The organism is Humibacter sp. (genome assembly GCF_035547335.1).
GTDB lineage: Bacteria > Actinomycetota > Actinomycetes > Actinomycetales > Microbacteriaceae > Humibacter.
Genome location: NZ_DASZVF010000047.1, coordinates 20148 through 40687, shown reverse-complemented (window position 1 = coordinate 40687; position 20540 = coordinate 20148). Strand labels below are relative to the sequence as shown.

Below are 20540 nucleotides of genomic sequence, written 5' to 3'. Positions count from 1 at the left end.
CCGTCCGCCCCGCCGGGCCAGGTCGTGATACCCCTGATGGTGAGGGCCTCGGTGCCCGCGCCGTTCGGCGGACCCGGGACCGAGCGCACGGCCGCGGAACGGAGGGAGCGATCCATGGCAGCGACCAGTGAGCCGGGTGACGCGCGACCCTTCCTCCTGCTCGTCGAGGACGACCCGAGGCTCGGCCCGCTGATGGCGAGGGTGCTGCAGTCGTCGTTCGAGGTGGAGCTCGTCGCCGACGGGCAGAAGGGCTACGATCGCGCCGTCAGCGGCGACCACGACGTGATGGTGATCGATCGCAGGCTCCCCTCGCTCGACGGACTCACCATCGTGCAGAAGCTGCGGCACCAGCGGGTGGTGACGCCCATCCTCCTGCTGACCGCGCTGGGCACGACGGCCGACAAGGTCGACGGGCTCGATGCCGGGGCGAACGACTACCTGGTGAAGCCGTTCGAATACGACGAGCTCCTGGCGCGACTGCGTGCTCTCACGCGCCGCTTCGACCCTCAGGGTGTCGGACTGCCCGTCGGCGAGTGGACGTTCTATCCCGACGACGGATGCATCTACTCGCCGCACATCGGACGCATCCTGTTCACGCCGCGCGAGGCGGCCCTGCTCAAGCTGCTGGCACAGAACCCGGAACGCACGTACTCCCGCGAGCAGATCCTGCGCGCCGTCTTCAGCGCCGACGACCAGCCGGGAACCGTCGACACGTACGTGCACTACCTGCGCCGCAAGACGGACAAGGACATCATCCTGACGGTGCGCCGCAAGGGCTACCGGCTGGGTCAGCTGTGAGCATGCGCCGCGGCAGGGCCGTCGGAGCGGATGCGGCGGCCATCGCCCGATCGTCGCGCCTGATGACGGCTCAAATCACGGCGGCGGCCGCCGGCATCGTCATCCTCGTGATCGCCCTCTCGGTCGCGTTCATCGTCGATCAGTCGCAGCCTCGTGAGCTGCTGGAGAAGCCCGTTCCCGGCGAGACCAAGATCTACGTCGACGCCGACGACATGTTCGTCGCGCTCATCGTGGTCGGGATCATCGCCATCGCCCTGGCCGCTGTCACGAGCTGGGTGATCGCCCGTCGGGCCGTGCGGCCGCTCGGCGAAGCGCTGCGCATCCAGCGCACGTTCGTGGCCGACGCCAGCCACGAGCTCCGCACCCCTGTTGCCGTCGTCGCCGCCAGGGTGGAGCTGCTGAAGCAGGAGATCGCCTCGGGCGAGAGCACCGCGGAGAACCTCGCCGGCCTGCAGCAGGACGTGCGGCTGCTCGGCGACGTCATCACCGACCTCCTGCTCGCCGCCGCACCGCCGAGCGAGATCGATTCCAGCCACGTGACGGATGTCGCCTCCGTGGTCGACAGCACGCTGACCGACCTGCGGATGATCGCGGACGACCGAGGCGTCGCCCTGCAGCTGGAGAGACGAGAGGAACCGAAGACCCGGGTGCCGGAGAGCACGCTGCGCCGATGCGTCGTCGCTCTCGTCGACAACGCCATCGGTCATTCCCCCGCCGACGCCACGGTCACGGTGACGCTCGAGCCCGCCAAGGAGCGCTCGTTCTTCGCGCTCTCGGTGCGCGACCAGGGCGGAGGCATCGTCGGGATCGACCCACGGCGAGTGTTCGAACGTTTCGCGCGTGGGGACGGCGCCGCACGCGGCGCAGGGCGGTCGGGCTTCGGCATCGGGCTCGCGCTCGTCCGCGACCTCGCTGACCGGTACGGCGGTCGGATCGAAGTGTCCGAGACGTCGGCGGCGGGGACCGTCTTCACGTTGACGCTGCCGCACGCCTGAGAAGCTCCTGGTCCCTGCGCACGCTGCACGTCCGGCACGTCGTGCACGTCTGGCACGTCCTGCGCGCCCTGCACGTCCTGCCAGGTGCCTTCCCGCGGCACGAGCCTGTTCCCAGGTGCAAGCGCGGCTGTCTGAGCATCCACGAAGGGCGGGCCCCGCACGGCCCAATCTAGGACGAATCTGGGAGCCGCCGCCCGAGCGTGGGCTGAAGGATGCCTGGACCGGCCGGGTGCGGTACGGGAGGAGCGGCTGTGGACATCAAATGGGTAGCGACCATCGTCGTCGCATGCCTCGCCGCTGTGTCGACCCTCGTGTTCTTCGGGCTCGCAGCCCTCGGCAACGAATGGCGTCTCAGGAACGAGGAGTGGGCGCCGGACGAGCCTGACTGGTCGGCCGAGTGAGCGGACGCAGCCGTGTCGCCGAGGCGGGGAGAGAGTGATGTCGTCGCACGGCGAAACCATGGACGTGACCGTCACCAGACCGGATGCCCTCGCAACCGGCGGCCCGACCGGCGCACGGGGATGGAGTGATCGTCGCAGGCTGGCCGTGGCCGCGGCCGTCGCCGGAGGCGTCTCCGCCGTCGTCAGCGCGACCGGGTCGTGGATCCCTTCGCTCTGGGGCGACGAGGCTGCCAGCCTGCTGTCGTCGCAGCGCTCCTTCGGCAGCCTGTTCGCCATGCTCGGGCACGTGGATGCCGTCCACGGCTTCTACTACGTGCTGCTGCACCTCTGGGTGAACGTCGCAGGCACGTCGCCGTTCGCCGTCCGGCTGCCCAGCGCCGTTGCGGTCGGCGTTGCGGCGGCGGCCGTCGTCTGGATGTGCGGCCGTATGCGCTCGCTGCGCCTTGCGGTACTGGCCGGTCTGGTCGCTGCGATCCTTCCGCGGCTCACCTACGCGGGCGAGGAGGCGAGGGCGTACGCGTTCGATGCCGCGCTGTGCGCCGTGCTGTGCGCGATCGTGGCCGAGATCGCCCTGCGCCAGCGTCCTGGCAGCCGGCTCTGGGTGGCGTACGCCGCCGTGCTGACCGTCGCGACGTACATGTTCCTCTACGACCTCCTCATGTCCGTCGCGGTCGGCGCCTTCCTTCTCGCCACGCCCGGAGCGCGACGCAGGCTGCGGGCCTGGGCGATCGCGACCGGGACTGCGACGGTGATCGCATCACCGCTCGTGGTGTTCGCCGTTCTCGAACGATCGCAGGTCGCCTACCTCGCGCACCGCGACGAGGTCACGGGCGGGTCCGTCTTCGAGCAGATGTGGTTCGGCTCCGTACCGTTCGCGCTCGTGGCGTGGGCCTGCATCCTCATCGCCGTCGCCGACCTCGTGGTGCGAGCAGTCCGCCGCCGTCGGGCAGTCGGCGCGCTTCGCCCTCGGCGACCCGAGGTCGTCGTGCTGGCCCTGTGCTGGCTCGTGCTGCCTGCCGGCATCCTCATCGGCTCGAGCCCGCTGGTCGCCGGCTTCACCGCGAGATACGCCACGATGGCTGCTCCCGCCGCGGCAGTGCTCATCGCCGCCGGCATCGACCGCGTCACCCGCCGCACGTGGATGGCCGTGGCAGCGTCCGCTGTCGTCGTCGCCGTCGCCCTTCCGGTGTGGGCCGGGCAGCGCGGCGCCTACGCCATGAACGAGTCCGACTGGAACGAGATCGCCGCAACGGTGCACGCGCATGACAGGCACGGCGACGGCGTGGTGTTCGACGAGGGCGTGCGACCGTCACGACGCACGCGCCTGGCCATGGACACCGATCCGGCCGCCTTCGCCGGCCTGAAGGATGTCACGTTGCGCTCGCCCTACCCGGACAACCCGACCTGGCACGACACGACCTACAGCGTGAGCACCGCGGCATCACTCGGGCGATTCCACGGGGTGAGCCGCGTCTGGCTGATCGAGTACGCCCTGCCCGGACACGTGGACGACTGGGGCGTCGCGGCGCTGAAGCGCCTCGGATACCACCTCACCGCGCACTACGAAGAGCACCGCAGCGTGACGTATCTCTTCACCCGATGAGCACGCCTACCCGTCCACGATCACGTGCCTCGGCATGGCCACCGTGCGGCCGGCACCGGCACAGCCTTGCGCAGCTTCACGCACACAACCGAACCGACCCGAATGAGCCCTCCCGATGACCAGAACCACGAGCCACCGGCGCCCGGCCCCGCGGCTGGGGCGCGTTCCCGACCCGACACCGTTGTTCTGGCTGACGAAAGCCGTCTCCACCGCCATGGGCGAAGCGGTGTCCGACTACTCCATCCATGTGCTGCCACCGGTCATCGCCGTCGTGTGCGGGTTCGCGCTCTTCGTCATCGCCCTCGCCATCCAGCTCACCCGGGGCAGGTACCGGCCATGGTCCTACTGGTTCACGGTCGGAATGGTCGGCGTGTTCGGAACCATGGCGGCCGACGTCATGCATGTCGTGCTCGGGGTGCCGTACGCAGTGAGCACAGCCTTCTACACCGTGGTGCTCGCCGCGGTCTTCTGGCTGTGGTGGCGGTTCGAGCGCACGCTGTCGGTGCACGACATCGTCACGCCACGACGCGAGCTGTTCTACTGGGCGGCCGTCGTCGCGACCTTCGCCATGGGGACGGCACTCGGCGATCTCACGGCCGTCGCCCTCGGCCTCGGCTACCTGGCGTCGATAGCCGGGTTCGCCGCTCTCATGCTGATCCCCGCCCTCGGTTACCGTTTCGGCCGCTGGAACGCCGTGCTCTGCTTCTGGTTCGCCTACATCCTCACCAGGCCGCTCGGCGCATCGGTGGCCGATTGGCTGGGAAAGCCGCGCGCCGATGGTGGGCTCGGGGCAGGTGAGGCCTGCGTGTCCCTCTCCCTCGTGCTGCTGATGGGCGCGCTCGTCGCCGTCATGTACGTGCGCTCGCCCAGCCGTGAGGCCACAGCCGCGCGCAGCAGGCCAGCGGAGATCGGCGAGTTGTGAGGCGAGGCCGCACGACTCTCGCTTCGCTCGCCTGTGTCGCCTCAGTCGCCTCTATCGCGGCTCCGCGCCACTCAGAGACTCCATCGGCTCGGCCATGCGAGCAAGCTCGCATGGCTCTCGCCTCAGTCGCCTCTAGGCTCCTGTCATGACCACTGTGCTGCTCAACAGCCTGATCGGCGTCGTCGTGCTCATCGCGCTGACGACGGCCGTTCTGTGGTTCTACGGCGCACCCAAGCACTGGGCGCCGGCCCTGGCGGTGCTGCGCGGCATCCTGCAGCTCGCCGTCGTCAGCATCATCCTCACCGGCGTGATCACGAACGGCTGGTGGGTGGCCCTCGCCCTCCTCGTGATGTTCTGCGTGGCGTGCTTCACGGCCATCAGACGCATCGGATGGACCAGGCAGCACGCCCTCATGATGCTGTCCGCCATGGGAGCGGGCATCGCCCTCACCCTGACCATCGTGTTCGTCACCGGCACCATCGAATTCTCGGCGCGGTACGTGCTCGCGATCGGCGGCATCGTGATCGGCAACGCCATGACGATCGCGACGCTCGCCGGCCGTCGTTTCGTCGAGCTGGTGCGCGACCGCTGGGACCAGGTCGAGGCGTGGATGTCGCTCGGTGCCACCCCGCGCCAGTCCACCCATGAGCTGGCGCGCGACGCCGTCTACGCCGCCCTCATCCCCTCGACGGACCAGACGAAGACGACCGGCCTCGTCACGCTGCCCGGAGCGTTCGTCGGCGCGATCTTCGGCGGCGTCTCTCCGCTGGAGGCGGGCCGCTTTCAGATCGTCGTGCTGGCATCCATCATGGCGGCCGGCGCGATCACCGCCGTGATCGTGGCCCTGTGGATGTCTCCCGTTCGGGTGAAGCCCGCGGCGCTGGTGTGAGCATCCGGACGACCGGGCACGGCCGGCGGCAGTCGCAACTGCTCGTCGCCTTCGTTCTGGTGGTCGCGGCGTGTCTCACGCTCACCTCGTGCGGCTCCTCGGGCTCCGGGGCTGCTCAGCTGGCCGAGACCCCGCCCATGGGCTGGAACAGCTGGAACCATTTCGGCTGCTCCGTCACGGAGGCCGACGTGAAAGCGGCGGCGGATGCGATCGTCTCCGTCGGACTGCTGGCTGACGGCTACGACTACGTCGACGTGGACGACTGCTGGCAGGCGCCCACGCGCGACCGAGACGGACGGCTCGCGGCCGACCCCACGCGGTTCCCGCACGGCATGGCCGCTCTCGCCGCGTTCGTGCACAGCAAGGGCCTCCGGTTCGGCATCTACGCGGCCCCTGGCGCCGAGACCTGCGCCGAGCGGTACCAGGGATATCCCGGGCAGCTGGGGAGCCTCGGCCATGAGCGGCAGGACGCGCAGACGTTCGCCTCGTGGGGCGTCGACTACCTCAAGTACGACTGGTGCGGCGCCGACCGCGACGGCGTGGGCCACGAAGCGGCATTCGCCATCATGCGCGCGGCTCTGGATGCGACGGGCCGGCCGATCGTGCTGAGCATCCACGACAAGCCGGAGCAGCCGGTGCCGGCGTGGCGGCGCTGGGTCTCCCAGCTGTCACGCACGACTCCCGACATCCAGGATTCGTGGAGCTCGGTGATCTCCATCGTCCGGTCGACGCTGACCGTGCGCGACGCGGCGAGCCCTGGGCACTGGAACGATCCGGACATGCTCGAGATCGGCAACGGCGGGATGACGCTCGACGAAGAGCGGAGTCATCTGGCGCTGTGGGCGCAGTTGTCCGCTCCCCTCCTGATCGGATGCGACCTCACCACGGTGTCGCCGCAGTCGCTGAGCATCCTCACCGGACGCCGCGTCATCCGCGTCGATCAGGATCGGCTCGGAGCGCCTCCAGCAGTGCTGGCGTCATCGAAACACGAACTGGTTCTGCTCAAACCGCTTTCGGACGGCTCATCCGCGCTGACCATCACGAACGTCTCGTCCCGGGGGGCGACGATCACCGTGCCCGTGCCGTCGCCGAGACTCGGCGACACGGTCACGACCCAGGACCTGTGGACCGGCGTCCGGGGCCGCGCACACGGACATCTGACGGTGCGGCTGAGCGCGCACGCCACGGCCATCTACCGCATCTCGCACTGACGATCGACGGTGCTCGGGAGGCAGCGGCTTCGTTTCTTGGCCGATTCTGAGTGCGCGACGACCAGTTTCGTCGGGTGGAGCACCCAGAAGGCGAACGCGCGAGCCCGGCAGTGCGCGCCCGGCGCCACAAGCTGTATGAGCTCGAGGTCGTGCGCGTGCTCACGTTCGCGTGCGTCATCGCCGTGCACGTCGTCAGCCACACCGCGCGGGGCGAAGCGCCGCTCGTCGCGGTGCTGATCCTGCTGCACTTCACGCGCGAGGCCTTCTTCGCGCTGACGGGCTTCGTGCTCATGTACAGCCAGCTGCGCAAGCCCACTCCCCTTCGCCGGTTCTGGCCGAAGCGCTTCCTGCTCGTCGGGGTGCCCTACGTCGTCTGGTCGTTCATCTACTGCGTCGTCAGCGCGATCGGAAAGCCGTTCGAGCTCGGACCGTTCCTCGTGCACTTCCTCTTCGCGACGCTGACCGGCACCGCGTACTACCACCTGTACTTCCTCCTGGTCACGATGCAGATCTACCTGCTGTTCCCGTTGCTCGTATGGCTGGTGAAGGTCACCCGCCGATGGCACTGGCTGCTCGTCTGTGTCTCGTTCGCCGTGCAGTTCACGATCAGCGCCCTCGACGCCTATAAGCCGGGATCCCTGCACTGGATCAATCTCTTCAGCAACGTCATCAACTACCAGGCGTTCATCATCGCCGGCGCGGTCGCCGCCGATCACGCCGGAGCGGTGTTGCGCTGGGTGCGTGAGCATCGCAGGCTCATCGCTGCCGTCACGGTGATCGCCGCTGCCGCCGCGATCGGCGCCTACGTGCTGCAACTGCAGTGGGGATTCTCGCCATATCGTGCGGCGACGGCGTACCAGCCGATCGTCATCCTGTGGTCCGCGGTCGCCTCTGTCGCACTCCTTACGCTGGGCGCGTGGTGGGTCGACCGCCGTCCGCTCGCGCCGCATCGCACGCTGGACTACCTCTCCGACCGATCGTTCGGCGTGTTCCTCGCGCACCCGCTCGTGCTGTGGGCACTGCTCGGCGTGGCGGGCGGGCTTGTGGATGCGTGGCCCGCGTTCGCCGGCGTCCTCGTCGCCTACCCGATCGTGGCGTTGGGCGCTTTGGCGATCGCCGACGCGTCTCGCCGGAGCGTGCTGAGCCTTCCGCTCGCCGGCCGCCCCCGGGCGACGCGGCGCAAGAACATCCCGTGACCGACCGAAAGGATGCCCCGGGCATGTCGGGCCTATGGGTGTGCTCAGACCTCGCTGGGAGAGGCGGATTCTTGAGTCGTTCTCACAAGCACAACCGCAGGATTTGAGTATGACCACCTCTCGACAGGAAGCGGCGCTCGTGTCCTTTCCCCCGGACACGGCCGCAGCGCCTGGTCGCCGTCTCCGCGGAGCGCGATCGCGCTCGGAAGGATGGGGCGTGGGTTCGGTCGCGGTCATCTGGCTCTCCAGCCTGTTCGTCGTGGCCCTGTGGATCTCCGGCGGAGGCCTCGAGGACCTCTTCACGTGGCGCGCCGACGCCGTGAACTCGGTGGGACGCCTGACCGGCCTGATCGCCGCCAACCTGCTGCTGTACCAGGTGCTCCTGATGGCGCGCATCCCGCTCTTCGAGCGTGGCTTCGGCCGCGACGGCATGACGCGGATGCATCGGCTGGTCGGCTTCTGGTCGTTCTGGGTGATGCTCGCCCACATCGCGCTCATCACCATCGGGTACGCGGCCGAGAGCGGCACGAATCTGCTGGTTCAGGCCTGGCAGTTCGTCTGGGACTATCCCGGCATGCTGCTGGCGACAGCGGGCACGGCGCTGCTCATCCTGGTCGTCGTGATGTCTCTGCGCAGGGCGAGGCGGCGCATCCGCTACGAGTCCTGGCATCTGCTTCATCTCTACGCCTATCTCGGAGTCGGGTTCGCCATCCCGCACATGCTCTGGACCGGCACGGACTTCCTGGACTCCCTCCCGGCGACGATCTACTGGTGGACTCTCTGGGCTCTCGCCGCCGCATGCGTCGTGCTGTACCGCGTGATCGTGCCGGTCACGCGATCCCTGCGTCACAGCGTGCGGGTGTCCTCCGTCGAGCCCGACGGCGACAGCGGCGTGCTCGTGCGCATGCGTGGCCGCGCTTTGTCCAGGCTGCGCGCGGAGTCCGGACAGTTCTTCGTGTGGCGCTTCCTCGACGGTCCTGGGTGGATGCGCGGGCATCCGTTCTCGCTCGCCGCCGCGCCGCACGGGGACGAGCTGGCCATCTCGGCGCGGGTGCTCGGGGACGGCACCCGCCGGCTCACCGCGCTGCGACCGGGAACCCGGGTGCTGTTCGAAGGGCCGTTCGGCCGCATGACCGGCGGCGAGCGCCAGGGAAGGAAGCTGCTCATGATCGGGGCGGGCGCCGGGGTGACTCCGCTCGTGTCGCTGCTCGAGTCGGAGCCTTACGGAGACGGCGAGGCGACGCTCGTCGTGCGGGACTCCACGGCGGAGGACGGCCTGCGCGGGGCCGCCATCCGCGACCTCGTTCGGCGGCGCGGCGTGCGGTACGCCCGGCTGGACGGCCGCCGCTCCGATGGCCCGTCAACGTGGCTGCCCGCTTCGCACGCGGCGTGGCAGGGGGACGAGCTGCTGCGCTATCTGGCGCCCGACCTCGACGAGTACGACGCGTACGTCTGCGGCCCGGAGCCGTGGATGCGCAGCGTCACGCGCGACCTCCGCGCGGCAGGGCTGCCGGCCACGCGCATCCACACCGAGCGGTTCTCGGTGTGAGGCGGCACGGACCACAAGGGAACGGGACATGAAGAGGATCGTCTACACGCTGCTGGCCACGGTGACGGGAGTCGTGCTGCTGTTGAGCTACCGCACGTCGCTGGAGGCCGTCGCCCCCGCTTCGACCGGAGCGGGGACGGGAACGGACTCCGGGACATCCGGCTCGGGAGGCACAGGCACGTCGGGCTCGGGAACCACGGGATCCGGAACCGGCTCCTCCGACGGGTCGTCCACCCCAGGGTCGGGGAGCTCGGAATCGCCGTCTGCCTCGGGCTCCGCATCGAGCGGTCTGAAGGACGGCAGCTACACCGGGCAGTCGGCCGACACCCGGTACGGCCCCGTTCAGGTGAAGATCACGGTGTCGGGCGGCGCGATCACTGCCGTCGACGTGCCGGTGTATCCGACCGAGAGCTTCCGTGACCAGCAGATCAATCGCCGAGCCGTCCCGCAGCTCGTCTCCGAGACGCTGAAGGCGCAGAGTTCCCACATCGACATGGTCTCGGGTGCGACGTTCACGAGCGACGGGTACATCGGGTCGCTGCAGAGCGCCATCGACCAGGCCAGCGCATGACGACGCGAGTGCTGCACCGTTCGGCCTGGACCGACGAGGTGATGGGCACGGTCGCGAGCATCCACCTCATCGCGGATGCCGCACACACCACCGACCCGGTGCCGAACGTGCGAGCGTGCTTCGACGACCTGCACGACGCCGACCGCCTGTTCTCGACATACCGCGACGACTCGCAGATCGCCCGCCTGCGCCGCGGCACGCTGCGCCTCGAGGATGCCGACGAGCGGGTGCTCAGCGTGCACAGCGCATGCGCGGAGGCCGCGACGTCGACGGGCGGCCTCTTCGACGCCTGGCATCGGGGCTGGTTCGATCCGACGGGATACGTGAAGGGCTGGGCCGCGGAGCGGGCAGCGCGCCGCGCGCTGGAACCGCTGGTCCACCTCGAGGGTGAGCACGCCGTCGGATTGAGCGTTGGCGGCGACATGCAGTTGTTCACCGCACCTGGCTCGGACTGGGTGTGGCGCGTGGGCATCTCCGACCCGCTCAACCCGGAGCAGGTAGCGGCGACCGTCGAGGTGGTCGACGGTGCCGTCGCCACCTCGGGTGCTGCAGAGCGCGGGGCGCACATCCTCGACCCGCGGACCGGTTCGGCGGCAGTCTCCGTGGCCGGGGCGACGGTCGTCGCCGACGGGCTCTCCACCGCAGACGTCTGGGCGACGACGGCCGTCGTCGCGGGCTTCGACGACCTGTCGTGGATCTCCGCACCCGGAATCCGCTCCGGTCTCGTGATCTCACCTGCCGGCGGCATCCGCAGGTGGGCACAGGGCGTCGAGATCACGCAGTGGCACGGATCGGAGACGGTCGCCTTCTGAACGCTCCGGAACCCGGCGCCGCCTCCCCTCTCCGTGCCCGAGCCGTGTTCAGTCTCCCGTGCCGCCCTTCTCCCGCAGCTTGCGATCCCCACGCTGCATCACCTCGGCGACGTTGCCCACCTCGTCGGGCGGCGCCTCCACGTCTCCCGCGTCGTCGGCGCCGCCGTCGCCCGGCGCCTGACGCACCGCACGCTCGTCGATCTGCGGATCGGACGGGGCGGCGTCGCCCTTCGGCGACTCGTTCTGGCGCACCTCCGTCTCCCGCTCGCTGGACGGGCTGTACGCCCTGTCGTGCTCGATGTTCTCTTCGTCGCCCACGCTGTTCCCTTCCGTCGCGACCGGCCCCACGCTCCGCGACCTGCCGCTGACGCTGTGCTCGGTTGCGACCGGCCCTGCGCTCCGTTGCAACCTGCCCCTTTGCAACTGGCCTTGCGCTGACCAATACTCGGGCCTCCACCGGATGGGCTCAAGGGGTTGCGGGCCCGCTCGGGCGCACCCGGTCATCCGTCGCGCTTCGGGCCACCGGAAGGTGACCGCGCTCTCTGCTCGACTCGCCGCTGTGTACGACCCCGTCCCTCCATGGCTCAGAGTTCTACCGCGGTTCAGCGCTCTATCACGATCCGGCCCGGTGCGCGACCGGTACTGCACGCGGCCGTCGACGCGTACGCCTGGATGCATGCAACGACACGGATCGATCTCATGAGCACTCGCCTCGGCAACGCGCTGCACGGTGCGCGCGCCGGACTCATCGCGACGACGGCGATGAGTGTGGCGCTCGGCCTCGCACACCAGGTAGGCACGATCGACCGGCAGCCGCCGCAGCTCATCGTCGACGCACTCGTGCCGCAGCAGCCTGAGCAGCGCAAGAACATGCTCGCGTCCGTCGCGCATTTCGGCTACGGCGTCTCGGCCGCCGTCGCGTACGCGGTCGCCGTTCCTCGCGCCGGGTGGGGGATCCTGTCGGGCACGGTCTACGGCGCGCTCGTATGGCTGGGCGGCTACGAGGGATGGCTGCCTGCGATGGGCATCCTGCCTCCGGCCCATCGCGACACCCGCAACCGCGTGGGAACGATGGTCGCAGCGCATCTCGTCTTCGGCGCCGCACTCGGCCTCGTTCTGCACCGGCAAGCGCGGCGGTGATCTTCGCCGGTGAAACGCTGCGCCCCGTGAGGACACGACGCTCCACCGACGGATGTCAGCGACCGGTCGGCGGGACGGCTCAGACGGCGATGTCGAGCGGCGGCTGCGTCGCCTCGATCACCTGCTCCACGGTCACACCGGGCGCCAGCTCGACGAGGCGCAGCCCGTTCTCCGTCACGTCGATCACGGCGAGGTCGGTGATGATGCGATCCACGACGCCCTTGCCGGTGAGCGGCAGCGAGCACGCATCCACGATCTTCGGACTGCCGTCCCTCGCCACGTGCTCCATGAGCACGATCACCTGACGGGCGCCGTGCACGAGGTCCATCGCACCGCCTGGCCCCTTGACCATCTTGCCGGGGATCATCCAGTTCGCCAGATCGCCCGCCGCCGATACCTGCATGGCGCCCAGGATCGCCGCGTCGATCTTGCCGCCCCTGATCATGCCGAAGCTCATGGCCGAGTCGAAGAACGCGGCACCGGGCAGGAGCGTGACGGTCTCCTTGCCCGCGTTGATGAGGTCGGGATCCACCTCCTGTTCGGTGGGGTAGGGACCGACCCCCAGGATGCCGTTCTCCGACTGCAGCACGACCGTCACGCCGTCCGGCACGTAGTTCGGCACGAGCGTTGGAAGCCCGATGCCGAGGTTCACGTAGGCGCCGTCGGGCAGCTCGCGCGCGGCCCTCGCCGCCATCTGCTCTCTCGTCAGCGGCATCCTCAGTCCCCCTCCCCCGACCGCACGGTACGACGTTCGATGCGTTTCTCCACGTCGGGTCCCACGACGACGAGCCGGCCGACGTAGATTCCGGGAAGGTGCACGGCGTCGGGATCGAGCTCGCCGGCATCCACCACCTGCTCGACCTCCGCGATGCACACCCTGCCGGCCATGGCGCACAGCGGTGAGAAGTTGCGAGCCGACTTGTCGAAGACGAGGTTGCCCTGCCGGTCGGCCAGCTTGGCGTGCACGAGCGAGAAGTCGGTGACGATCGCCTCCTCGAGCACGAAGTCCTTCTCGACGCCGTCCACCAGGAACGGCTGCACCGGCTTGGGCGAGCTCTTCACGGCCACGCTGCCGTCGGGATTGTGCTTGGTGGGAAGCCCGCCCTCGGCCACCTGCGTGCCGACGCCGGTCTGCGTGAAGAAGGCCGCGATGCCCGAGCCGCCGGCGCGCAGCTTCTCGGCCAGCGTGCCCTGCGGTGTGAGCTCCAGCTCCAGTTCTCCTGAGAGGTACTGGCGCTCGAACTCCTTGTTCTCGCCGACATACGACGACGTCATCTTGCGGATGCGCCCGGCCGCCAGCAGAACGCCGAGACCCCAGTCGTCGACGCCGCAGTTGTTCGACACCACGCTGAGATCGTCGACGCCCGCCTCGAGCAGCGCCGTGATCAGCACCATAGGGATGCCGCACAGACCGAAGCCTCCCACGGCGAGGCTCGCCCCGCTCGGAATGTCGGCGACGGCTTCGGCCGCCGAGTCGACCACCTTGTCGATCACCGCGACATCACCGCCCGCTGTCGCTTCCCGATCTCGCCACGGATGTGCATGCCGGCCTCCTCGCCTGCTCGGGGCCCGCGTGCCTTGTGGGAACGACCGAGCCCGATTGCGTCTTCACGGCGACCGCGCGGCTGGTGACCGGCGCGACCTCGCACTTCCAGCGTGGCACGCGGCCGCCGTCGGCGCCATCACGCCCCACCGTCGTCCTGCGCGGCGTGCTCCCTGCTCCGCGTCTCGTGCTCGCTGTCTCGCGTCTCGTGCTCACTGCTCCGCGCGTCGTGGCTCGTCGCCCGGACGCTGAACCCTCTTGCCCCGCGTCTGGGGGATGGCGGCATCGAACGAATCGACCGATCCTGATGCCGTCACCGGCCAGTCCTCGCCGGTCGCACCGGCGCTGCCCGGCGACTCAACCCGAAACCCGAACCTGAAAACCCGAACCCGAAGGACTCATCATGACCGACGTGCTCACCACGAGCGACGCTGAATCGCTGCGCGGTCTCCTGCCGGGAAGACTCTTCCTGCCCGACGAACCCGGATACGACGCGGCCCGCACCCCATGGAACCTCGCGGCCGTGCTCGAGCCCGCGGCCGTCGCCGTGCCCCAGTCCGTCGCCGACGTCCAGACCGTCGTGGGCGCATCCGTCGCCGCGGGACTGCGGGTCGCCCCCGCGAGCACGGGACACGCCGGCTCGCTGCTGGCGGCATCCGATCTCTCCCGCACGGTGCTCGTACGCATGTCCGGACTGACGGGCGTGACGGTCGACCCGGACGCGCGCATGGCGCGTGTCGTGGGAGGGACCGTGTGGAACGAGGTCATCGCCGCCGGAAGCCCTTATGGTCTCACTGCGCTGCACGGCAGTGCCGGCGACGTCGCCGTCGCGGGTTTCGCGCTCTCCGGCGGCATGTCGTTCTACGGCCGGCGGCACGGGCTGGCGGTCAACAGCGTGCGAGCCGTCGAGCTGGTCACCGCGGACGGCGAGGTGCGTCGCGCGAGCGCCGACGACGACGCCGACCTGTTCTGGGCGCTCCGCGGCGGCAACGGCAACTTCGGTGTGGTGACGGCGGTCGAGATCGGCCTTCTCCCCTACCCCGACGTGTTCGCCGGCATCCTGCTCTGGGATCGTTCCGTGGCCGCCGAGGTGATGCGGGTGTGGCGCGACTTCACCCTGGACGCTCCCGAGTCGGTCACCACGTCGTTCCGGGTGATGAGCCTGCCGCCTCTGCCCGAGCTGCCGCCATTCCTCTCCGGACGCGATGTCGTCGTCATCGACGGCGCGCTGCTGGAGTCCGACGACGAGGCCGCACGGCTCCTGTCGCCGCTGCGTGCCCTCAATCCCGAGGTCGACACGTTCGCGCGGATCCCCGCCGTCGAGCTGCCCGCCATGCACATGGATCCCCCGCAGCCGACGCCCGCGGTGAGCGATCACCGCATCCTCGACTCGGTGCCCGACGAGGCCATCGACGCCTTCCTCGCCCAGGTCGGCCCCGGCACGCGGTCCGGCCTGCTGTTCGGCGAGCTGCGGCAGCTGGGCGCAGCGTTCGCCCGGTCGCCTGAGGGCGCCGGCGCCGTCTCGCACGTCGACGGCGGCTACGCGCTGTACGCCATCGCGATAGCGCCGACGCCGGAGGCCGCGGAGCACGGCAGCGCGGCGGCCACCGCGCTGGCGCAGGCGCTCGACCCGTGGTCGCTGCAGCAAGAGGTACTGCTGACATTCTGCGAGCATCCCATCGCGGCGGCGGATGCCTACGGCGCCTCCCGCGACCGGCTTCTGCGCGAAGCGGAGAAGGTCGACCCGAACGGAGTGTTCCAGGCGGGCCACAGCATCAGGTGAGCGTGGGAGGCGCCGCCGGAGCGCCGCTCAGCGCTCCAGGGTGAAGTCGAAGATCGACGTGTCGAACCGGTTGTACCCCTCGTAGTCGATGAGGTCGTACAGCTCGGCGCGGTGCTGCATGCGGTCGAGCGCGCCCGCGAACGAGCCTCTCTCGTTCAGCTCGTCGAGTCCCTGCATCGCGGCTCCCATCGCGAGCCGGAGCAGAGAGACCGGCCAGATGACGAGGTTCATGCCCACGTCGGCCAGCTGCTGCACCCTGAACAGCTCGCTCTTGCCGAACTCCGTCATGTTGGCGAGCAAGGGAACGTCGACGGCGGCCCGCACAGCGGCGAACTCGTCCAGACCCGTCATCGCCTCGGGGAAGATCGCGTCGGCACCGGCATCCACCAGCGCCTTCGCCCGGTCGATCGCCGCCTGCAACCCGTCGACCGCGCGGATGTCCGTTCGCGCCATGATGAGGAAGTTCGGGTCGCGCCTGGCGTCGACGGCCGCGCGGATGCGTTGCAACGCCGTGTGCTCGTCCACCACCTGCTTGCCGTCGAGGTGACCGCACCGCTTCGGGTTCACCTGGTCTTCAATGTGGAGGCCGGCCAGACCGGAATCCTCCATCTCCTGCACGGTGCGCGCCACGTTCATCGGCTCGCCGAACCCGGTGTCCGCGTCGACGATGGCGGGGAGGTCCGTCATGCGCGCGATCTGCCTGGCTCGACCCGCCACCTCGGTGAGCGTGGTCAGCCCGATGTCGGGAAGCCCGAGGTCAGCCGAGAGCACGGCGCCCGAGATGTACACGCCGTCGAAGCCCTTGCGCTCGATGAGGCGCGCGCTCAGCGGATTGAATGCGCCAGGGAATCTCAGCAGCCCACCGCCGGCGAGCGCCGCCCTGAAGCCGGCGCGCTTGTCTGCCGCGGTCTTTCCCGAGTAGAGCATCGGTGCGTCCTTTCGTGAGACGTTCCTGCCGCGCGTTCGTGGCGCGCTCCCTCGAACGTAACAGCGCGACGCGAGGGGTGACGCGTCGGCGTCCAGCGCACTCGTCGCATTCCAGCGCCTGCCGTGTCAACGTCTGCACCGCCCCGGCGCACCGTGCTTACCATCTCGTCGTCTGCCGTGCCCGGTTCCGGCTCCGGCTCCGGCCGCGGCTGCGGGTGCGGCTGCGGCTTCGGCGACGGAAGACCAGACGCGTGAGCACGGAAGACGGAGCACGAAGACCAGAGCACCGAACAGCAGAGCAGCAAGCAGCAGAGCACGAGCAGCAGAGCACCGAGGAACACAGCCCATGACCGTCACCAGCACCGGCCAGACCGGTACGGTCGATCCCATCGTCACCGCCGTCCGGCGCGCCAGGCTGCGCCGCAGCGATCCGAACGGGCCAGGCATCCGGCGGCAGAACGGCGATCCGCCGCGGTTCGTGGATGCCCGTGGCCAGCGCGTCACCGACAGGCAGCAGCTGGATCGCATCCTCTCGCTCGCCATCCCTCCCGCCTGGCAGGAGGTGTGGATCTGCGCGGACGAGCGCGGGCACATCCAGGCGGTGGGAACGGACGACGCAGGGAGGCGCCAGTACCTGTACCACGAGGACTGGCGCAAGCAGCGAGACGAGGCGAAGTTCGACCGGGTGCTGCTGCTCGCACGTGCGCTGCGCGGCGCCCGGCGCACGGTCACGAGGGATCTGAAGCGCGACGGCTTCGGTCGCGAGCGCGCACTGGCGGCCGCCTTCCGCGTCATCGACAGAGTGTCGCTGCGCATCGGCAGCGAGGAATACCTGCGGCGTTACGGAAGCCGCGGTCTCACCACGCTGCAGTGCAGGGACGTCATCATCGACGGCGACGACATCACGCTGCGGTTCCCCTCCAAGAGCGGCCAGCGCTGGGACTCCGACGTGACAGACCCCGAACTCGCGCGCTACCTGCATGAGATCGTGCAGGTGAGAAGGCCGACGGGCCGGGCGATCGCCTGGCGCGGCTCCGCGTGGCACGCGCTCACCACGGGCGAGGTGAACGACTACATCCGCCTTCGCACCGGCGTGGATGCCACGGCCAAAGACTTCCGCACGCTGCGCGGAACCATCGTCGCCGCATCCACCCTCGCCAGGTACGGCCCGCAGACCACGAAACGAGCGCGGGATGCCGCTGTGCACGCCGCCGTCGACGCCGCTGCCGAGGCGCTCGGCAACACGCCGGCGGTCGCGCGTGCCAGCTACATCGATCCGCGCGTGCTCGACCGGTATCGCTCGGGAGAGCTCATCTCGTTGAAGGGGGCCCCGGAGACGGCGCTGTGCTCGCTGCTGTCATGAGTGCGCCCATTCCGGTGCGCTACCGTGAACCCCGATGACAACGCACGAGCAGAGCGCGAGCGCGGCGCAGAACAGATGGCGTCCGCTCGCCTGGCTCGTACCGGTCATCGTCGTGGGCGCCGTGGTCGTCGTCTTCGTCGCGCGGTGGTTCGTCGCCCTGCCGGCCGTCGTCGCGTTCCTCCACACGTATCCGGGCACGAGCGAGCTGCCGTCCTGGGCGCCCGTCGGCTTTCCGTTGTGGCTGTCCATTCTGCACTTTTTGAGCGGCGCCTTCCTGCTCTTCATCGTGCTCTCCGGCTGGTCCGTTCGCCGCACCCGGCGTTCGGGAACGCGGCCCCGCGAGTTCTGGATCCGCGACAACGACCGCCTCGTGCGCACGAAGAACCCGCCCATCCGAATCACGCTCACCTCCTGGTGGCATCTCACGGTGGATGCCTTGTGGGTGCTCACCGGCCTGGTGTTCGTCGTCCTGCTGTTCTGCACGGGTCAGTGGGTGCGCGTGGTTCCCACCAGGTGGGACGTCATCCCCAACGCCATCTCGGCCGGCCTTCAGTACGCGTCGTTCAACTGGCCGCACGCGAACGGCTGGGTGAACTTCAACGCGCTGCAGCTGCTCACCTACTTCGCCACGATCTTCCTCGCCGCGCCGCTGGCCGTGCTGACCGGCATTCGGCTCGCGCCCGGTCTCTCGGTGCGCTGGCGCCGCTTCGACAAGGCGATACCGCTCTCGGTGACCCGGACCGTGCATTTCGTCGTGATGATCTGGTTCGTCGCGTTCACTGTGGTGCACGTCGGCCTGGTGCTCATCACCGGCCCGCTCCGCAACCTCAACCACATGTACGGCCTGAGCGACGATGATGACTGGGTCGGCCTCATCGTCTTCCTGGCCTCGCTCGTCGTGATCGCGATCGCCTGGGCGCTCCTCCGCCCGCCCCGGCTGGATGCCATCGCCGAGCTCACGGGCAGCGTCAAGCGCCGCTGACCGCCGCCCGCGCTACCGTGCCGTCCAACCGCCGTCGACGGCCAGCGTCTGCCCCGTGATGAGCGACGCCGCCGGCGAGGCGAGGAACACGGCCGCACCCGACACCTCTCGCGGCACTCCGACGCGGTGCAAGGCAGCGATGCGCTCGACCGTGTCGGCACGGAACTCCGCGTCGGAGAGCGCCGCCTCGGTGCCGTCGGTCTCGATGAACGTCGGAGCGAGCGCGTTCACCCGGATGCCGTACTGCCCCCACTCGACGGCGTGACACCTCGTCATGTGCACGACCGCCGCCTTCGAGACGCAGTACGACGATTCGCCGGGCAGCGCCACGAGGCCGGCCTGGGATGCGATGTTCACGATGGAGCCGCCTCCGGCTTCGCGCATGTGCCTGGCGGCATGCTGCGACAAGAAGTATGTCGACTTCGTGTTCAGCGCCCACACTCGGTCGAAGTCGTCCTCGGTGACGTCGATGGCCGCACCCATGATGCCGCCACCCGCGTTGTTCACCAGGGTGTGCACCCTGGTGAACTCGGTCACCGCACGGTCGATCGCCTCCCGGGCGGAGTCGAGCTGCGTCACATCCAGCCGCACCGGCAGCGCTCTGCGTCCGAGTGCCTCGATCTCCGACACGAGCCCCGCGTCATCCGTCTCGTCCCGCAGCCCGATCGCGACATCCGCGCCGGCGCGAGCGAACTCCAGGGCGATCGCTCTGCCGAGTCCCCGGCGCGCGCCGGTGACAAGCACAGCGGTTCCGGTCAGCTCGAAGGGCGACGAAGAGGTGGGCAGCTGAGCCGCGCGCGTCGAGAGGTCTGTCATGTCGGTCAGGCTATCGATCCCGCGCCGTCGGCGGGTCAGGCGAGGACGCGGACCGGCGAGCCGGAGAGGTAGGCGAGCACGTCGTCGACGGCGTCGCCGTAGAACGCCCGGTAGTTGTCGGTCGACACGTAGCCGATGTGCGGCAGCAGGAGCGTGTGCGGAGCAGATCGCAGCGGGTGATCGGCAGGCAGCGGCTCCAAGTCGTACACGTCGAGCGCCGCGCCCGCGATGCCGCCGGAGCGCAAGGCCTCGAGCATCGCCGACTCGTCGACGATCGGACCGCGCGAGGTGTTCACGAGGTAGGCGTCCTCACGCATGAGCTCGAACTCGTCGCGGCCGACGAGACCGCGCGTGCCGGGAGTGAGCGGCAGGTGGATGGTGAGGATGTCGGGCAGAGAGAAGAGCTCCTCGCGCGACACGGCGGTCACCCCGTGCTCCGCGGCGCGCTCGCTCGTGAGCGAGCGGCTCCACGCGATCACCCGCATGTCGAACGCCTGGGCGAGCCGGGCGACGGGCACCCCCAGTCTGCCCAGACCGAGCACGCCGAGCGTGCGGCCGGCGAGCCCGGGTCCGATCGAGTGCTGCCACCCTCCGGCGCGGATGGAGGCATCCTCTTCGACGAAGTTCCTGGTCAGCGCGATCATCATGCCGATGGTCAGCTCGGCGACGCTGTTGCCTGCCGAGCCCGTGCCCGCCACGACGACGCCGCGACGCCTGGCCGCATCCACGTCGATCGACGCGTTCCTCATGCCCGTGGTGACGAGAAGGCGCAGCGCGGGGAGGCGCTCGAGGAGCTCGGAGGGGAAGGCCGTCCGTTCGCGCATCGCCACGACGACCTCAGTGGCGCGGATCCGCTCCAGCAGCTCATCGCCTTCGAGGTGCTCGGCGACGACGTCGATGTCGAACGTGTCGCGAAGCGGTGCCCAGTCGGCCGAGCGCAGGGCGATTCGCTGATAGTCGTCGAGAACGGTGAGAACGCGAGGCATGGTGTGAAGCTTACGGTCGTGCGACGGCGTCGTTCCGCGCTCGCGGCCCACGT

General features: G+C 69.5%; 21 protein-coding genes. 15 read left to right on the top strand and 6 right to left on the bottom strand.

Annotated features, from left to right (window positions below):
• Positions 1-114: 114 nt before the first annotated feature.
• The 11 genes from VHB92_RS10315 (at position 115) to VHB92_RS10265 (ending at position 10947) form a co-directional block, all read left to right on the top strand.
• The gene (locus VHB92_RS10315; RefSeq protein ID WP_325453665.1) at positions 115-798 is read left to right on the top strand and encodes a response regulator transcription factor; all 684 of its coding nucleotides are present in this window, start codon (positions 115-117) and stop codon (positions 796-798) included.
• Positions 799-800: 2 nt separating this feature from the next.
• Positions 801-1793, top strand: coding sequence for a HAMP domain-containing sensor histidine kinase (locus tag VHB92_RS10310; RefSeq protein ID WP_325453664.1), 993 nt, complete (start codon positions 801-803; stop codon positions 1791-1793).
• Between the two features lie 251 nt (positions 1794-2044).
• The gene (locus VHB92_RS10305; protein ID WP_325453663.1) at positions 2045-2194 is read left to right on the top strand and encodes a hypothetical protein; all 150 of its coding nucleotides are present in this window, start codon (positions 2045-2047) and stop codon (positions 2192-2194) included.
• A 58-nt stretch (positions 2195-2252) separates the two neighbouring features.
• The gene (locus tag VHB92_RS10300; RefSeq protein ID WP_325453662.1) at positions 2253-3797 is read left to right on the top strand and encodes a glycosyltransferase family 39 protein; all 1545 of its coding nucleotides are present in this window, start codon (positions 2253-2255) and stop codon (positions 3795-3797) included.
• Positions 3798-3912: 115 nt separating this feature from the next.
• Positions 3913-4719: a hypothetical protein gene (locus VHB92_RS10295; protein WP_325453661.1), complete on the top strand. Its 807-nt coding sequence runs from the start codon at positions 3913-3915 to the stop codon at positions 4717-4719.
• 145 nt (positions 4720-4864) lie between these two features.
• Complete coding sequence (locus VHB92_RS10290; RefSeq protein ID WP_325453660.1) at positions 4865-5608, top strand: ABC transporter permease; 744 nt, start codon at positions 4865-4867, stop codon at positions 5606-5608.
• Positions 5605-6819 carry a glycoside hydrolase family 27 protein gene (locus VHB92_RS10285; RefSeq protein ID WP_325453659.1) on the top strand — a complete coding sequence of 405 codons (1215 nt, stop codon included), beginning with the start codon at positions 5605-5607 and terminating at the stop codon, positions 6817-6819. The genes VHB92_RS10290 and VHB92_RS10285 overlap by 4 nt, the downstream gene beginning before the upstream one ends.
• Positions 6820-6893: 74 nt before the next feature.
• Positions 6894-8015 carry an acyltransferase gene (locus tag VHB92_RS10280; RefSeq protein ID WP_325453658.1) on the top strand — a complete coding sequence of 374 codons (1122 nt, stop codon included), beginning with the start codon at positions 6894-6896 and terminating at the stop codon, positions 8013-8015.
• Positions 8016-8232: 217 nt separating this feature from the next.
• Positions 8233-9564 (top strand): ferredoxin reductase family protein, encoded by a 1332-nt coding sequence (locus VHB92_RS10275; protein WP_325453657.1) that lies wholly within the window; start codon positions 8233-8235, stop codon positions 9562-9564.
• Between the two features lie 28 nt (positions 9565-9592).
• Complete coding sequence (locus tag VHB92_RS10270; RefSeq protein WP_325453656.1) at positions 9593-10135, top strand: FMN-binding protein; 543 nt, start codon at positions 9593-9595, stop codon at positions 10133-10135.
• Complete coding sequence (locus tag VHB92_RS10265; RefSeq protein ID WP_325453655.1) at positions 10132-10947, top strand: FAD:protein FMN transferase; 816 nt, start codon at positions 10132-10134, stop codon at positions 10945-10947. Before VHB92_RS10270 ends, VHB92_RS10265 begins: the two co-directional genes overlap by 4 nt.
• Before the next feature lie 48 nt (positions 10948-10995).
• Here the strand turns inward: VHB92_RS10265 and VHB92_RS10260 are convergent, their stop codons facing one another.
• Positions 10996-11265 carry a hypothetical protein gene (locus VHB92_RS10260; RefSeq protein WP_325453654.1) on the bottom strand — a complete coding sequence of 90 codons (270 nt, stop codon included), beginning with the start codon at positions 11263-11265 and terminating at the stop codon, positions 10996-10998.
• 381 nt (positions 11266-11646) lie between these two features.
• Between VHB92_RS10260 and VHB92_RS10255 the strand changes: the two genes are divergently transcribed.
• Positions 11647-12087 (top strand): DUF6789 family protein, encoded by a 441-nt coding sequence (locus VHB92_RS10255; RefSeq protein WP_325453653.1) that lies wholly within the window; start codon positions 11647-11649, stop codon positions 12085-12087.
• Between the two features lie 79 nt (positions 12088-12166).
• Here VHB92_RS10255 and VHB92_RS10250 read toward each other — a convergent pair whose 3' ends face one another.
• Together VHB92_RS10250 and VHB92_RS10245 are read right to left on the bottom strand one after the other, a co-directional pair.
• Positions 12167-12802, bottom strand: a complete 636-nt coding sequence (locus tag VHB92_RS10250; RefSeq protein WP_325453652.1) for a CoA transferase subunit B — start codon at positions 12800-12802, stop codon at positions 12167-12169.
• Between the two features lie 2 nt (positions 12803-12804).
• On the bottom strand, positions 12805-13581 hold the full coding sequence (locus VHB92_RS10245) for a CoA transferase subunit A (protein ID WP_325453651.1): 777 nt from the start codon (positions 13579-13581) through the stop codon (positions 12805-12807).
• 452 nt (positions 13582-14033) lie between these two features.
• Here VHB92_RS10245 and VHB92_RS10240 point away from each other — a divergent pair, with 452 nt between their 5' ends.
• On the top strand, positions 14034-15413 hold the full coding sequence (locus VHB92_RS10240; RefSeq protein ID WP_325453650.1) for an FAD-binding oxidoreductase: 1380 nt from the start codon (positions 14034-14036) through the stop codon (positions 15411-15413).
• Positions 15414-15440: 27 nt separating this feature from the next.
• Here VHB92_RS10240 and prpB read toward each other — a convergent pair whose 3' ends face one another.
• Positions 15441-16340: a methylisocitrate lyase gene (prpB, locus tag VHB92_RS10235; RefSeq protein WP_325453649.1), complete on the bottom strand. Its 900-nt coding sequence runs from the start codon at positions 16338-16340 to the stop codon at positions 15441-15443.
• Positions 16341-16686: 346 nt separating this feature from the next.
• Here prpB and VHB92_RS10230 point away from each other — a divergent pair, with 346 nt between their 5' ends.
• Both VHB92_RS10230 and VHB92_RS10225 read left to right on the top strand, forming a co-directional pair.
• Positions 16687-17703, top strand: coding sequence for a DNA topoisomerase IB (locus VHB92_RS10230; RefSeq protein ID WP_325453648.1), 1017 nt, complete (start codon positions 16687-16689; stop codon positions 17701-17703).
• A gap of 34 nt (positions 17704-17737) precedes the next feature.
• On the top strand, positions 17738-18685 hold the full coding sequence (locus tag VHB92_RS10225) for a hypothetical protein (protein WP_325453647.1): 948 nt from the start codon (positions 17738-17740) through the stop codon (positions 18683-18685).
• 12 nt (positions 18686-18697) lie between these two features.
• On the opposite strand, the gene VHB92_RS10220 is transcribed toward VHB92_RS10225, so the two are convergent.
• Positions 18698-19501 carry a glucose 1-dehydrogenase gene (locus VHB92_RS10220; protein WP_325453646.1) on the bottom strand — a complete coding sequence of 268 codons (804 nt, stop codon included), beginning with the start codon at positions 19499-19501 and terminating at the stop codon, positions 18698-18700.
• A gap of 35 nt (positions 19502-19536) precedes the next feature.
• A complete protein-coding gene (locus VHB92_RS10215) occupies positions 19537-20487 on the bottom strand; it encodes a D-2-hydroxyacid dehydrogenase family protein (protein ID WP_325453645.1) in 951 nt (316 codons plus the stop codon).
• Positions 20488-20540 lie beyond the last annotated feature (53 nt).